Source organism: Kitasatospora paranensis, from assembly GCF_039544005.1.
Classification (GTDB): domain Bacteria; phylum Actinomycetota; class Actinomycetes; order Streptomycetales; family Streptomycetaceae; genus Kitasatospora; species Kitasatospora paranensis.
Genome location: NZ_BAABKV010000001.1, coordinates 2617184 through 2630692, shown reverse-complemented (window position 1 = coordinate 2630692; position 13509 = coordinate 2617184). Strand labels below are relative to the sequence as shown.

The following is a 13509-nucleotide window of genomic DNA, read 5'->3' as shown; positions in this document are numbered from 1 at the left end:
CGGGACGGCAGGACGTTACTGCCCGGTAGGTGGATTCGGCCAGAGGGGTCGGCTCCGGTGTTCGAAGCGTCACACCAGGTCGTCCGGGTCCGGGCCGTTCCGATCCGCAGCCGTGGGCGGCCCGGCGGAGCGCGTTCGACTCGCACCTTACGGCAGCCGCGTGGCGACCCGCCGGTAGCCCCGGCCCCTCCCGGCGGCCCGGGCGCGCAGGGCGCCGCCCGGAGGGCGGCCCCCGGCGCGGTAGCCTGCCCTGGGCGCACATCTGAACAGACGCGGAGGGCCGTCATGGCGGAGCACACCAGGTCGAGCATCATCATCGACGCGACCCCGGCCGAGGTGATGGCCGTGATCGCGGACTTCGCCGCCTACCCGGACTGGACGGGCGAGGTCAAGGAGATCGAGGTGCTCTCCACCGCCGACAACGGTCGCGCCGCCGAAGTCCGCCTCCTCCTCGACGCCGGTGCCATCCGCGACGAGCACGTCCTCGCCTACACCTGGGAGGGCGACCACGAGGTCTCCTGGACCCTCGTCAAGAGCCAGATGCTGCGCGCCCTCGACGGCTCCTACAGCCTCGCCGCCCTGAAGAGCGGCTCGACCGAGGTGACCTACCAGCTCGCCGTCGACGTCAAGATCCCGATGCTCGGCATGATCAAGCGCAAGGCGGAGAAGGTCATCATCGACCGGGCCCTGGCCGGTCTCAAGAAGCGCGTCGAGGGCTGACGGCCGTGCCGGCGCGCACCGTCCTCGTCACCGGCGACGGCTCGGCGGCCGTGGCCGCCGCGACCGCCCTGCACAGCGCCCGGCAGGGCCGGCGCACGCTGCTGCTCGCCGCGGACGACCCGCACCGCACCGTCGACGACCTGCTCGACACCCGGCTCACCGCCGAGCCGGTGCCGTACGGGGACACCGGCGGCCTGCTCGCCGTCCTCCGGATCGACGAGCAGGCCGCGCTGCGCTCGGCCCTCGACCACCTCGGCGGCCGGCTCGCGCCCGCCCTCGACCTGCTCGGCGCCGAACCGCTGGACGCCGAGGAGCTCACCCCGCTGCCCGGCGTCCGCCAGTTCGCGCTGCTGCGGGCCCTGCGCGCCGCCGACGCCGACACCGTCGTGGTGGCCGCGCCCGCCCCCGCCGAACTCCTCGCCGTCCTCGCCCTCCCCGAGCAGCTGGAGCGCTACCTCGCCCGGCTGCTGCCCGAACAGCGCCAGGCCGCCCGGGCGCTGCGCCCGCTGCTGGCGGCCGTCGCCGGGGTGCCGATGCCCGCGGACTGGCTGTTCGAGGCCCGGACGGCCGCGTCCGGCGCGCTCGCCGACGCGCGTGCGGTCATCGACGCGCCCGGCACCTCCGTCCGGCTGGTCGTCGACGCGGACGCGCACGGCACCGGCGAGCTCCGCCGGATCCGCGCCGGGCTCGCCCTGTACGGGCGCCGGCTCGACGCGGTGGTCGTGCACCGGGCGCTGCCCGCGGCCGCGGCCGGCTCGGCCGACCCCTGGCTCGCCGCCCGCGCGGGCCGCCAGCAGGAGCAGCTCGCCGCGCTGGCCGCCGAGCTCGGCGGCGTCCCGCTGCTCACCGCCCCCTGGCCGGAGGTCGCGCTGGAGGACGTCGCCGACGCGCTCTACCGCGACGGCGAGCCGGGCCCCGGCGCCGCGCCCGAGCCGTGGGTGGAGGACCGGCTCGCCGAGGAAGGGCTGCTGGTGTGGCACCTCGCGCTGCCCGGTGCGGACCGCGCCGGCCTCGAACTCGTCCGCCGCGGTGACGAGCTGGTCGTCGGCACCGGGGCGTACCGGCGGATCCTGGCCCTGCCCGCCGCGCTGCGCCGCTGCACCGTCAGCGGCGCCGGTCTGGCCGGCGGGGTGCTGTCGGTGCGCTTCGCGCCCGATCCGGCCCTCTGGCCCGCGCCCCGCGCCTGAGCAGCCCCGCGCCTGGGCCGCCCCGCCTCCGTGCCGCCCCCGCGCCCGCGCGGCCCGGGGTGCGGCGTCCGGTAGCGTTCCCCGTCCGGACGCGGTGCGGCCGGATGGGGAACGACCGGGGCGAGCGGCCCCGACGAGGGAGGCGCCGGATGGCGGACGAGAAGAGCGAGCACCCGTTCGGGGCGGAGCTCGGCCCCCTGGTGGACGAGGTCCGCAGGTTCGCGCTCGCCCTGGGCGGCCGGGCCCTGGAGTACGGCGTCCGGCTGCAGGAGCGCAACCCCGAGGTGTACGGACATCTCACCGCCGCGGGCGGCGAACTGGCCGCCGCGTACCGGGCGGCCGTCTCGGGTCATGAACGGCGCTGGGCCGGTGCCGGACACGCCGACGCCGAGCGCATCGACCTCGACGAGGCGTCCGACAAGTAGTGAACTCGCAGGTCAGGGTAGGTGACCCAGGCGCTCTTGGGCATCACTCAAAGGCATGAAGCCTACGACTTCTGAACGCATTCGTCGGCCCAATCCGAAAATTGTCTTCGGTTAATGTAGGCCGCGGTGTGTACGGGAGCACTGCTCAGCGGGTACCGTTCCGCTCAGCGGGAACGAGTGAATAGCTGAGGGACACATGGCTCTGACCATCGGCGTCGACGTCGGCGGGACGAAGATCGCAGCAGGTGTGGTCGACGAGACCGGCGAGATCCTTGCCCGGACCCGGGTACCCACCCCGGCCGACCCCCAGTGGGCGGTCGACGCGATCGCGCAGGCGGTCCGGGAGCTCAAGGAGCAGTACCCGGACGTCGCCGCGGTCGGTGTCGGGGCCCCCGGGTTCGTCGACCGGGACCGCTCCACGGTGATCTTCGCCCCGAACATCGCCTGGGAGAACGAGCCGCTCAAGCAGCGCGTCGAGGAGCTCACCGGGCTGACGACCGTCGTCGAGAACGACGCCAACTGCGCGGCCTGGGCGGAGTTCAAGTTCGGCGCCGCGGCCGAGCACGAGGACATGGTCCTGATCACCGTCGGCACCGGCATCGGCGGCGGCATCGTGCTGGACGGCCGGATGCACCGCGGCCGCTTCGGCGTCGCCGGCGAGATCGGCCACCTCAACATGGTCCCCGACGGCCTGCTCTGCGGCTGCGGCGGCAAGGGCTGCTGGGAGCAGTACGCCTCCGGCCGCGCGCTGCGCCGCTACGGCCGTGAGAAGGCCGCGGCCGACCCGATCGCCGGCAAGCGCATGCTGGAGCTCAACGACGGTGTCGCCGACACCATCCGCGGCATCCACATCACCGAGGCAGCCGCCGAGGGCGACCCGCTCGCCCTGGAGTGCTACGACGAGCTCGCCGACTGGCTCGGCCGCGGCATGGCCGACCTGGCCGCGCTCTTCGACCCGGGTGTCTTCGTGCTCGGCGGCGGGGTCTCCGACTCCGGCAGCCTGCTGCTCGACCCGGTCGCCGCCGCCTTCGACAAGTACCTCACCGGCGGATCGCACCGGCCGCGCGCCGAGGTCCTGCTCGCCACCACCGGATCGGCCGCCGGCATCTCCGGCGCCGCCGACCTGGCCCGGGTCTGACCGGCCCCGCAGCACCCGTACCCGCCCGACGGCGAGGCCGGAGCACCCGCTCCGGCCTCGCCGTCGGCATGTCCGGCCGGCCGGGCGGGGCTCGCGATGCCGGTCGCCCGACGCCGCGGGCCGTTCCCACGACACCGGCCGGGCAGGCCCTAGCATGTCCGGCATGGCCGCCGCGAGCCCGCTGACCGGGCCCACTCCAGCACCGCTCGCCGACCTGCCCGCCTCCGGCACCGAGCCGGACGGTGCCCGGCGCGTCCGCCTGCTCAGCTACAACATCCGGTCCCTGCGCGACGACCGGGAGGCACTCGTCCGGGTGATTCGGGCCTGCCGGCCGGACATCGTCTGCCTGCAGGAGGCCCCGCGCTACTGGAAGCCCCTCAAGCAGGCGGCCTGGCTGGCCCACCGCACCGGCACCGTGATCCTCTCCGGCGGCGGACGCATCGCGGCCGGCCCGCTGATCATCGGCCGCCTCGGCTGCGAGGTGCTCGCCACCCGGGACCGGCTGCTCCCCAAGACCCGCGGCCTGCACGCCCGGGGCTTCGCCACCGCGGTGCTGCGGATCGGCGGCTCGGCCCCCTTCACCGTCACCAGTTGCCACCTGTCGCTCGACCCCGCAGAGCGGCTGCGCCAGTTCGACCTGCTGCCCGGTCAGCTCGAAGGTGTCGAACTCGGCCTGATCGCCGGCGACTTCAACGAGCACCCCGAGGATCCGGGCTGGCGCCGGCTGGCCGCCCGGTACCAGGACGCGCACCCCGCCGCGCCCTGGGGCGGCACCTTCACCTCCGTCCCCGACCGCCCGCACCAGCGGATCGACGCGGTCTTCGCGACCCCGGGATCGAGGTGCTCGGCTGTGGCGTCCCGGTCGGGCTGCCCGGCGTGCAGCAGGCCGACCTGTCGGCCGCCACCGACCACCTTCCGGTGCTGGCGGCCGTGCGCGTCCCGGCCGCTACCTGAGCGAGGCCGCGACGATCACACCGCCCCGGACGGTGTAGCTGCCGGTGTAGAAGCGGTGCGAGCCGTCGGTGCCGAGGGCGTCCAGCACCACGTCCACCGTGTCGCCGCGGGCCCCCGTCACCGTCAGGGTGTCGGCCGCAGTGCCGGCGAACCCGGCCACGAAGGCCCGGTAGCTCGGCGAGAGATTGCGGCCGCCCAGGTCCCAGGCGCGCCGGTAGTCCCGGGCGTCGATCGCCGCGTAGTACTCCTCGACCACCTGCCGGGCGCCGGGCGCGGTGGTCGCCGCCGGGGCGGTCCGCGTGACGGTCGTGGTCGGCCCGGCCGGCGTCGCGGGGCCGCCGGTCGTGGGCGTGGCGGGCACGCTCCACTGACCGGTCCGGTCGGCGAGGCCCGAATCGAGGGTGAACTGCACCCGGGCCGGGCGGGAGGTCACCGGCAGGTCGAACACGACGAAGCCGAGCGCGCTGTCCCCCGGCGCCAGGTGCACACCGGCGGGGAAGGCCTGCCCGGAGGTCACGGTCGTGGTCACCGTCGCGTTGAAGCCCTGGCCCTGGTCGTCGACCACCTCGGCGCCGTTCGACGGCGCGTCCGAGTAGGTGGTGGAACCGGTGTTCCGCAGCCGGAACTGCACCGCGACGAGCTTGCGGCCCGGGCTCGGCGAGCCGATGTCGTTCGCGGGGTTCGCCGGATCCACCACCGAGGTCACCGTCACCGCCATCCGGGCGCCCTGGGCCGTGCCCCGCAACTCCACCGTGTCGCCGACCTGCGCCCGGGCGGGACCGCTCGGTGCGGCCGAGGAGCCGCCGCCCGACGGACTCCCCGTCACCGGACGGGTCACCACCGAGGGTGAGCCGCAGCCCGCCGCCGCCACGAGGACGGCGAGCACCGCCGCCGCGGAGCCCAGCAGGGCGCGGAGCGCGCTCGTCCGGCGCATGGGAACCACCTCCCAGGGGGTCGCCGGAGCAGGCGATCGCCGCGCTCCCCACACTACGAGCCGCCCGTCACGCCCGCCCGCCGGGCGCCGCAGCGCCCGGCACTCCCTAGAGTTGACGGGTGGACACGCAGCGGGAGGCGCCGCAGGAACCGCAGGAGCAGCGGGCCGGCTGGTACGAGCTCTTCTTCGACCTGGTCTTCGTGGTCATGGTGAGCGTGCTGGCCACCGATCTGCACGGGGATCCCGGGCCCGGTGACTTCGGCACCTTCCTGGTGCTCTTCTTCCCGGCCTGGTGGGCCTGGGCCAACCTGATGGTCACCGTCGACGTGTTCGGCCCGGAGAACCCGCACGCGCAGGCCGTGCTGCTCGGGGCGATGCCGGGTCTGGGCCTGATGGCCGCCGCCGCACCCGACGGCCTCGGCAGCCGGGCCTGGGCGTACGCGCTGGGCGCGGCCTGGGTGCGGCTGGCCGCCTTCGTCCTCTGGTACCGGCGGGCCCGGCTGCCCGGCAGTCGCCTCCCGGCCTGGCGGCCGCTGCTGTACTGCCTGCTGCCGGCCGTGCTGTGGGGAGTCTCCGCCGCCGTCCCCGGGCCCGGCCGGTTCGTGCTGTGGGGTGTGGCCATGGCGACCGAGGTGGTGCTGCTGGCCGTCCGCCGCGGGATGGACACCGGCTTCTACGACCGGCTGTCGGTCGAGCACCTGGTGGAGCGGATCAGCCTGTTCGTGGTGATCGTGCTCGGCGAGAGCGTCTTCACCGTGGTCGCCACGTTCGCCGGCCACTTCACCGGGCCCTCCGGCGCGGCCGCGCTGCTCGGCTTCGTGGTGGTCGCCGAACTCGCCGTGATCTTCTTCCTGTGGGGGACGGAGGGCGCCGCCCGCGGCCTGACCCGCGCCCAGCTGGGCGGCTCCACCCGGGCCATCCGCGACACCGTGATGTACCTGCCGTTCGTCCTGGTCTCCGGGATCACCGTGATCGCGGCGGCGCTCGGCACCGCCGTCGGCGACCCCGACCACCCCTTCCGCCCGGCGGCCGCTGGGCGCTGTGCGGCGGGGTGCTGGCCTTCTACACCGCCAACGCCGCGATCTCGCTGCGCTACGGCGACGGGCTGCGCACCGTGGCCCTCTGGTACCTGCCCTGCCCGGTGCTCACCCTCGGCCTGCTGCTGCCCGCCGCGGTCCTGCTGCCGGCCTGGGCCGCGGTGGGCTGCGCCGCGCTGCTGGTGCTGCTGATGACCACCCTGGCCAAGCGCCGGCGCAGGCTGGCGGGGCTGTCACCGACCGGGCCGCCCGCCGCCTGAGCGGCCAGGCGGCCCGGTCGGTCAGACGACGGCGCCGCCCATCGGGTCGTCGGGCTCGTCGTCGTCGCGGTCCTTCATCCGGGCGACCAGCGTGACGAAGCCGCCGAGGAAGGCGCTGACGCCGACCCAGGCCGGCCAGCCCGCCACCTCGTGCCAGAACAGCGCGTCGAACAGCAGCAGCGTCGGGCCGCCGAGGACGGCGAGCCAGGCGAACTTGGCCGTGGTGTCGGCGGGCGGCAGCGGCGGCGGCTCGGGCGGGACGAAGTGGCCCTCGTCCGGGTCCTCGGCGGCCGCGTAGTCGCGCGGTCCGGCGACCGGCTCGGGCACGGCCGGGCGCGGACGCGGACGAGGCTTGGGGGCGAAGTCGCCGAAGGCGTCGAGCGAGTTGACCGTCGGCCCCGGATCCTTGGCCCGCAGGTTCTCGATCTCCGGCCAGTCCGGGTTCGTGAGGTCGACCGGGTCGTCGAACCGGTCGACCAGCTCGGCGAAGATCGCGTCCTGTTCCGCCTGGCTGCGGGGCACCTGCCGGGCGGGCGCGGTGCCGTCCTGTCCGGTCCCGCCGTCCGCGGGCCCGTCGGGGGTGTGTTCGGCCGTGCCGTCCTCGGGCAGCTCCTCGTCGCCGCCCGCCCTGCTGGTCTCGTTCACTGCCGGCCTTTCAGCCCAGGTGGTGCTCGGCATCGGACTTCGCCGCCGGGGCCAGCCGCCGGATGAAGTCGAGGCTCGACTCGAAGATCATCCCGGCGTCGTGGTCCAGCGTCGCGACGTGGAAGCTGCGCTCGCACAGTTTCTCGGTCACGTCCGTCGAGGATATCCGGGCGAGCACCAGTTCCGAGTTGGCCGGTGAGACCACGTGGTCCTGGGGGCTGTGCAGCAGCAGGACGGGCTGGCGGACGTCCGGCAGCTCGGCCTGGACGGTCCGCCACAGCCGAGACAGCGACCACGCGGCGTGCAGCGGGGTGCGGTCGTAGCCGAGCTCGGTGGACCCTTCGAGGGCGATGTCGTTCGCCACCCCGGGCAGGCTCGGCACCAGGTGGCGCAGCACCGGCAGCAGCACCGTCGCCGGGTTGTCCGAGCGCACCGACGGGTTGACCAGCACCAGGCCGGACACCGCGTCCCCGTGCCGGGCGGCCAGCCGCAGGGCCAGCCCGCCGCCCATCGACAGGGCGCAGACGAAGACCTGCTCGCACCGCTCGGTCAGCACCCGCAGCTCGCGGTCCACCTCGGCGTACCAGTCCTCCCACCGGGTGGCCTGCATGTCCTGCCAGCGGGTGCCGTGGCCGGGCAGCAGGGGGAGTGCGACGGTGAGGCCGGCGGCGGCCAAGTAGTCGGCCCACGGGCGCATCGACTGCGGGGAGCCGGTGAAGCCGTGCACGAGCAGCACGCCGACCGGCCCGCCCTCGTGGTGGAACGGTTCCGCACCAGGCAGCGGTGGCATCGGCAGGCTCCTTCGCGTCCACGCCCGGGCAGGCCTACTCGCCGGTACCCGGGGCGGCATCGTCCCACGGGCACGCCGCTCCCGTACAGGGCCCGGCGGGCCCGGCAGCGGACCCGCCGGTGCACGCGGCGGGGCCCCTGGGCATTAGGATCGACCGGTCCGCACAACAGGAGGCCCGGGTTGTTCTACCGCATCATGAAGATGATCGTCGCGCCATTGCTGCGGATCTTCTTCCGGCCGTGGATGGAGGGCGAGGAGAACATCCCCGACGAGGGGGCCGCGATCATCGCGAGCAACCACCTCTCCTTCTCGGACTCCTTCTTCTTCCCCGCGCTCATCAAGCGCCGCGTCACCTTCATCGCCAAGGCCGAGTACTTCAACACGCCCGGCCTCAAGGGCAAGTTGACCGCGGCCTTCTTCAAGGGCGTCGGCCAGCTGCCGGTCGACCGCTCCGGCGCGCGCGGCGCGGGCGAGGCGGCGATCCGCAGCGCGATCGCGGTCATCGAGCGCGGCGAGCTCTTCGGCGTCTATCCCGAGGGCACCCGTTCGCCCGACGGCAAGCTCTACCGCGGCAAGGTCGGCGGCCTGGCCCGCGTCGCCCTGCAGACCGGCGCCCCGGTCATCCCGGTCGCCATGATCGACACCGAGAAGGTGCAGCCGCCCGGCCAGGTCGTGCCCAACTTCGGCATCCGCCCCGGCATCCGGATCGGCCGCCCGCTCGACTTCTCCCGCTACCAGGGCATGGAGAACGACCGCTTCATCCTCCGGTCGGTCACCGACGAGGTGATGTACGAGATCATGCGGCTCTCCGGCCAGGAGTACGTCGACATCTACGCGACCGCCGCCAAGCGCCAGATCACCGAGGACAAGAAGCGGGCCGACGCCGAGCGCCGGGCCGAGCAGAAGGCCGAGAAGGCCGCCCAGAAGGAGGCCGAGCGCGCCGCCCAGAAGGAGGCCGAGGAGGCCGAGGGCGGACCGCGGGGCGAGAGCGCCGAGCCCACGGCCGGCGACGACAAGGCCACCGGGGACGAGTAGCCCGGCGGGCGCAGGGGGGACACGGGGATGGCGGAGGACCACAGAACCGGGCTCGCCCGGATCGGCGGCACGGTGGCGCTGCGCGGCGGCGCCCTCACGGCCGGCGGCATGTCGGTCGAGATGCCGCTGTGGCGCGCCATCGGCTACTTCAGGGTCCTCGCCCTCGCCTACGCCGTCCTGCGCTACTTCGACTCCTACCTGGAGTTCCGCCACCCCGTCACCGGCTGGATCTACCTCGGCGCGCTCACCCTGTGGACCCTCGCCTCCACCCGGGCCTTCGCCGGCCCGCAGCGCTGCACCTGGTACGTCCTCGGGTTCGACCTGGCGGCGGCCGTCACCGGCATCGTGATGAGCGGCGCCATCGACGCCCCCGCCCGGATCCACGGCGGCGCCCCCACCCTGCCGACCATCTGGGCCGCCGGCACCGTGCTCGGCTTCGCCGGAAAGGGCGGCTGGAAGCCCGCGGCCCTCGCCGCCACCGTCATCGGGCTCGCCAACATCCTCGGCCACGGCGGCATCACCCCCGACAACCTGCACAACATCGTGCTGCTCATGGTGGCCGGCTGCGCCATCGGCTACGTCGTCGAACTCGCCCGCGCCAGCGAGGCGGTGCTCACCCGGGCCCTGCAGGTGGAGGCCGCGACCCGGGAGCGGGAGCGGCTGTCCCGGGACATCCACGACGGCGTGCTGCAGGTGCTCGCCCTCGTCCAGCGCCGGGACGGCGACCCGGCCGGCCCCGGCGAGCTCGGCCGGCTCGCCGCCGAACAGGAACGCCTGCTGCGCGCCCTGATGACCACCGGCCCGGTGCTCGCGGTGCCCGCCGGTGCGGCCGACGGCGACGGCGCCGACCAGGACCTCGCGCAGCTGGTCCGCGCCCACGCGGACGAGCGGATCACCGTCTCCGCCCCCGGCACCCCGGTGCTGCTCCCGGCCCGGGCCGCCGCCGAGGTCGCCGCCGCGGTCGGCGCCGCCGTCGACAACGTCCGCCGGCACGCCGGGGAGGGCGCCCGGGCGTGGATCCTCGTCGAGGACGAGCCGGACGCCGTCACGGTGTCGATCCGCGACGACGGCGCCGGCTTCCCGGCCGACCGCCTCGGCGAGGCGGAGCAGGCTGGCCGGCTCGGCGTCTCCCAGTCCATCCGCGGCCGGCTGCGCGACCTCGGCGGCACCGCGGAGCTGTACTCGGCCCCGGGCGAGGGCGTCGAGGTGGAGCTGCGCGTGCCCAGGAAGGGGAACTGATGCCGGATCAGGTACGGGTGATGGTGGTCGACGACCACCCGATGTGGCGCGACGCCGTCTCGCGGGACCTCGCGGAGGCCGGGTTCGCGGTCGTCGCCACCGCCGGGGACGGCGAGGAGGCGGTGCGCCGCGCCCAGGCCGTCACCCCGCAGGTCGTCGTCCTCGACCTCAACCTGCCCGCCCTGCCCGGCGTCGAGGCCTGCCGCCGGATCGTGGCGCACGACCCCGCCACCCGGGTGCTGGTGCTGTCGGCGAGTGGCGAGCACGCGGACGTCCTGGAGGCGGTGAAGTCCGGCGCCACCGGGTACCTGGTGAAGTCCGCCGGGCGGGAGGAGCTGATCGACGCCGTACGCCGCACCGCGCTCGGCGACCCCGTCTTCACCCCCGGCCTGGCCGGCCTCGTCCTCGGCGAGTTCCGCCGGCTGGCGGCCGAACCCACCGCCCCGGCCGCCCCTGCCGCGCCGCAGCTGACGGCCCGGGAGACCGAGGTGCTGCGGCTGGTCGCCAAGGGCCTGTCGTACCGGCAGATCGCCGACCGGCTGGTGCTGTCCCACCGCACCGTGCAGAACCACGTGCAGAACACCCTGGGCAAACTCCAGCTGCACAACCGCGTCGAACTCGTCCGCTACGCCATCGAACAGGGCCTGGACGACGAGTTGTAGGCGGCTATGTTGTCGCCCGCTCGGCTGTGTTGTCGCCCGCTCGCCTCCGGGCGCTCGAACCCGGCGTCGACGGTCGTTGCTCCGTCGCTCCTGCGTCGCTCCCTCGCGCCTCCCTTTCGGCACCGGCGCGCCCTTCGGCTCGGGGCGCGAGCTTCCCGTGGGGGGCTCACCACCAGGGGCGCGGGGAACTGCGCGCGGCGGCAGGGCGGCTGCCCTGCCTCTCCCGTCCGCCCGGTTCCCCCGCTCCGCCCGGTCGTCCCGGGCTTTCGACACCGGCGCGCCCTCCGGCCCGGTGGGGGCCTGGCCGGAGGGCGGGGTCGGTCAGCCGTGCAGGGCGGCCGGGGTCTGGAGGAGGCCGGACACGATGCCGATGCCGTCGCGGGTCAGCACCGACTCGGGGTGGAACTGGAGCGCCGCGAAGCCGGGCCCGCGCAGGGCGTGGACGTCGCCGGTCAGCGGGTCGCGGGACACCTCGACGCCCTCGGCGGCCAGCCGTTCGGCGGCCGCGTCGTCGCAGCGCGCCGTGAACGTGTTGTAGAAGCCGACGGTGTGCCGCTCGCCGAACAGGTCGATCTGCTCCTGCGCGCCCTGGTACGGGACGGCCTTGCGGGCCAGCGGCAGCCCGAGCTGGGCCGAGAGCAGCTGGTGGCTGAGGCAGACCGCGAGCAGCGGGGCGGTGCGGGTGCCCGAGCGGACGCCGGCCAGCGCGTCGGCCACGATCGGCCGCAGCACCGCCATCTTGGCGTCGTCCGGGTCGGCCGGGTCGCCCGGGCCGGGGCCCAGCACCAGCGGGCCGGTGTGCGCCGCGACCCTCTCCCGCAGCCCGGGGGTGTCGTAGCGGAGCACGGTGACCCGGTGGCCGAGCGAGGTCAGCAGGTGGGCCAGCATCGAGGTGAAGGTGTCCTCGCCGTCGACGACCAGGCTCTCCGGGCCGGGGCCGGCGGCCGCCGGCTGCTGCATCCGCAGCCAGAACGGCGCCAGGTTCGCCCGGCGGGCGTCCAGCGCCGCCTGCACCCGGTGGTCGTCGGCGAGGCGCGGGCCCTCGCCCCGGTCGGAGGTGCGGGCGGGGGCGTCCAGGGCGCCGATCGCGGTGAGCACCCCGGCCGCCTTGGCGTGCGTCTCGGCGACCTCGGAGTGCGGGTCGGAGTGCCGGACGAGGGTGGCGCCGACCCGGACGACCAGCTCGCCGGTGGCCGGGGCGATGTCCGCGGCCCGGATGCAGATGGGGGAGTCGAGCTGCTGGCCGCCGCTGGCGGAGCGGCCGATCAGTGCGAGGGCGCCGGAGTAGTAGCCGCGCCCGGAGCCCTCGTAGCGGTGGATGACGCGGGTGGCGTTCTGCACCGGGCTGCCGGTGACGGTGGCCGCGAACATGGTCTCCTTCAGCACCTCCCGGACGTCCAGCGAGGTCCGGCCGCGCAGCTCGTACTCGGTGTGGGCGAGGTGGGCCATCTCCTTGAGGCGGGGGCCCAGCACCTGGCCGCCGAGGTCGCCGACGGTGCACATCATCTTGAGTTCCTCGTCGACCACCATGGTGAGCTCCTCCAGCTCCTTGGGGTCGTGCAGGAACTCCAGCAGCGAGTCGAGGGTCGGGCCGCCGGCCGGGTGCCGGTAGGTGCCGGAGATCGGGTTCATCACCACGGTGCCGCCGGACTGCCGGACGTGCACCTCCGGGGAGGCGCCGACCAGCACCCGCTCGCCGGTGTGCACCAGGAAGGTCCAGTACGCGCCGCGCTCCTGCTCCAGCAGTCGGCGGAACAGGGTCAGGGCCAGGCCGGTGTCGAAGCCGTCCAGGCGGCCGCGGAAGTCGCGGCGGATCACGAAGTTGGCGCCCTCGCCGCGTCCGATCTCGTCCTCGATCACCCGGCGGACGATCCCCGCATAGCGTTCGTCGTCGATGTCGAAGGTGCCGCCGTCCAGGGCCACCCGCCGCTGCGGCAGCGCGGGCAGCACCTCGGCGAGCGGGAAGGCGTACTGCTCGTCGATCTCCAGCGCCTGCAGCGGCGTCCCGTCGTCGTGGGCGTCGAAGCCCCGCTCGCGGATCTGCCGGTACGGGACGAGGGCGAGCAGGTCGTGCCGGGGGCCGCCGGCCGGCAGGCCGCTGCGCACCGGCAGCTCGGCGAGGGTGTCGTACGCACCGACCGTCCCGACCAGGACCTCGACGGTGTCGGTGGCGAGCCGGGGGCGCGGCGGTGCAGCAGGGCGAAGGCCGGGGCGCCGGGGGCGGCGAGGCGGGCGAGCAGATCGGCGGGGGTGGTCACGGTACGGCGGTCCTTCCGGGTCGGCGTGCGAGGAGGAGGTCGCTGTGCCCGGGGAGGTCGTCCGTTGTCCGAAAACACCGACGGCCGCCCCGAGGGGCGGCCGTCGTGTCGTCTACTGGGGACGCGCGAACTGTGGGCCGCCCATCGGGCTGGCCCACCACCAGGAGAAGGTGTGCGGCGCGGTCATGGGACCACCGTAGCGCATGGCCCGGGGGTGTGAAGTCG

Annotated in this window: 11 protein-coding genes and 2 pseudogenes; 9 read left to right on the top strand and 4 right to left on the bottom strand. The window is 74.9% G+C overall.

Going from position 1 to position 13509, the window contains the following annotated elements; all coding sequences use genetic code 11:
* Positions 1–285 precede the first annotated feature (285 nt).
* The 5 genes and pseudogenes from ABEB13_RS12910 (at position 286) to ABEB13_RS12890 (ending at position 4424) form a co-directional block, all read left to right on the top strand.
* Positions 286–720 (top strand): SRPBCC family protein, encoded by a 435-nt coding sequence (locus tag ABEB13_RS12910; protein WP_345705624.1) that lies wholly within the window; start codon positions 286–288, stop codon positions 718–720.
* 5 nt (positions 721–725) lie between these two features.
* Complete coding sequence (locus ABEB13_RS12905; protein WP_345705623.1) at positions 726–1907, top strand: ArsA family ATPase; 1182 nt, start codon at positions 726–728, stop codon at positions 1905–1907.
* A 149-nt stretch (positions 1908–2056) separates the two neighbouring features.
* Positions 2057–2332, top strand: a complete 276-nt coding sequence (locus ABEB13_RS40520) for a DUF5304 family protein (RefSeq protein WP_380231857.1) — start codon at positions 2057–2059, stop codon at positions 2330–2332.
* 196 nt (positions 2333–2528) lie between these two features.
* Positions 2529–3470, top strand: coding sequence for an ROK family glucokinase (locus ABEB13_RS12895; RefSeq protein ID WP_100890629.1), 942 nt, complete (start codon positions 2529–2531; stop codon positions 3468–3470).
* A gap of 163 nt (positions 3471–3633) precedes the next feature.
* A pseudogene (locus ABEB13_RS12890) lies at positions 3634–4424 on the top strand (endonuclease/exonuclease/phosphatase family protein).
* Here the strand turns inward: ABEB13_RS12890 and ABEB13_RS12885 are convergent.
* Positions 4417–5358, bottom strand: coding sequence for a DUF4352 domain-containing protein (locus ABEB13_RS12885; RefSeq protein ID WP_345705622.1), 942 nt, complete (start codon positions 5356–5358; stop codon positions 4417–4419). The pseudogene ABEB13_RS12890 and the gene ABEB13_RS12885 sit on opposite strands and share 8 nt — an antisense overlap.
* 119 nt (positions 5359–5477) lie before the next feature.
* On the opposite strand from ABEB13_RS12885, the gene ABEB13_RS12880 reads away from it, so the two are divergent.
* Entirely contained in the window at positions 5478–6587 is a 1110-nt protein-coding gene (locus ABEB13_RS12880; RefSeq protein ID WP_345705621.1) for a low temperature requirement protein A, read from the top strand.
* 89 nt (positions 6588–6676) lie between these two features.
* On the opposite strand, the gene ABEB13_RS12875 is transcribed toward ABEB13_RS12880, so the two are convergent.
* On the bottom strand, positions 6677–7300 hold the full coding sequence (locus ABEB13_RS12875) for a hypothetical protein (protein WP_345705620.1): 624 nt from the start codon (positions 7298–7300) through the stop codon (positions 6677–6679).
* Positions 7301–7310: 10 nt separating this feature from the next.
* Entirely contained in the window at positions 7311–8090 is a 780-nt protein-coding gene (locus ABEB13_RS12870; RefSeq protein WP_345705619.1) for an alpha/beta hydrolase, read from the bottom strand.
* Positions 8091–8285: 195 nt separating this feature from the next.
* On the opposite strand from ABEB13_RS12870, the gene ABEB13_RS12865 reads away from it, so the two are divergent.
* From ABEB13_RS12865 to ABEB13_RS12855, 3 genes are all read left to right on the top strand, one after another.
* Entirely contained in the window at positions 8286–9125 is an 840-nt protein-coding gene (locus ABEB13_RS12865) for a lysophospholipid acyltransferase family protein (protein ID WP_345709650.1), read from the top strand.
* Between the two features lie 108 nt (positions 9126–9233).
* Positions 9234–10364: a MacS family sensor histidine kinase gene (gene macS, locus ABEB13_RS12860; RefSeq protein ID WP_345709649.1), complete on the top strand. Its 1131-nt coding sequence runs from the start codon at positions 9234–9236 to the stop codon at positions 10362–10364.
* Positions 10364–11026 (top strand): response regulator, encoded by a 663-nt coding sequence (locus tag ABEB13_RS12855; protein ID WP_345705618.1) that lies wholly within the window; start codon positions 10364–10366, stop codon positions 11024–11026. Before macS ends, ABEB13_RS12855 begins: the two co-directional genes overlap by 1 nt.
* A gap of 321 nt (positions 11027–11347) precedes the next feature.
* Here ABEB13_RS12855 and ABEB13_RS12850 read toward each other — a convergent pair.
* A pseudogene (locus ABEB13_RS12850) lies at positions 11348–13284 on the bottom strand (anthranilate synthase family protein).
* Positions 13285–13509: the final 225 nt, after the last annotated feature.

Coding starts and splice junctions, on each gene's coding strand:
- ABEB13_RS12910 (WP_345705624.1), top strand. CDS start 286: ATGGCGGAGCACACCAGGTCGAGCATCATCATCGACGCGACCCCGGCC.
- ABEB13_RS12895 (WP_100890629.1), top strand. CDS start 2,529: ATGGCTCTGACCATCGGCGTCGACGTCGGCGGGACGAAGATCGCAGCA.
- ABEB13_RS12885 (WP_345705622.1), bottom strand. CDS start 5,358: ATGCGCCGGACGAGCGCGCTCCGCGCCCTGCTGGGCTCCGCGGCGGCG.
- ABEB13_RS12865 (WP_345709650.1), top strand. CDS start 8,286: ATGAAGATGATCGTCGCGCCATTGCTGCGGATCTTCTTCCGGCCGTGG.
- ABEB13_RS12870 (WP_345705619.1), bottom strand. CDS start 8,090: ATGCCACCGCTGCCTGGTGCGGAACCGTTCCACCACGAGGGCGGGCCG.
- ABEB13_RS12855 (WP_345705618.1), top strand. CDS start 10,364: ATGCCGGATCAGGTACGGGTGATGGTGGTCGACGACCACCCGATGTGG.
- ABEB13_RS40520 (WP_380231857.1), top strand. CDS start 2,057: ATGGCGGACGAGAAGAGCGAGCACCCGTTCGGGGCGGAGCTCGGCCCC.
- macS (WP_345709649.1), top strand. CDS start 9,234: ATGTCGGTCGAGATGCCGCTGTGGCGCGCCATCGGCTACTTCAGGGTC.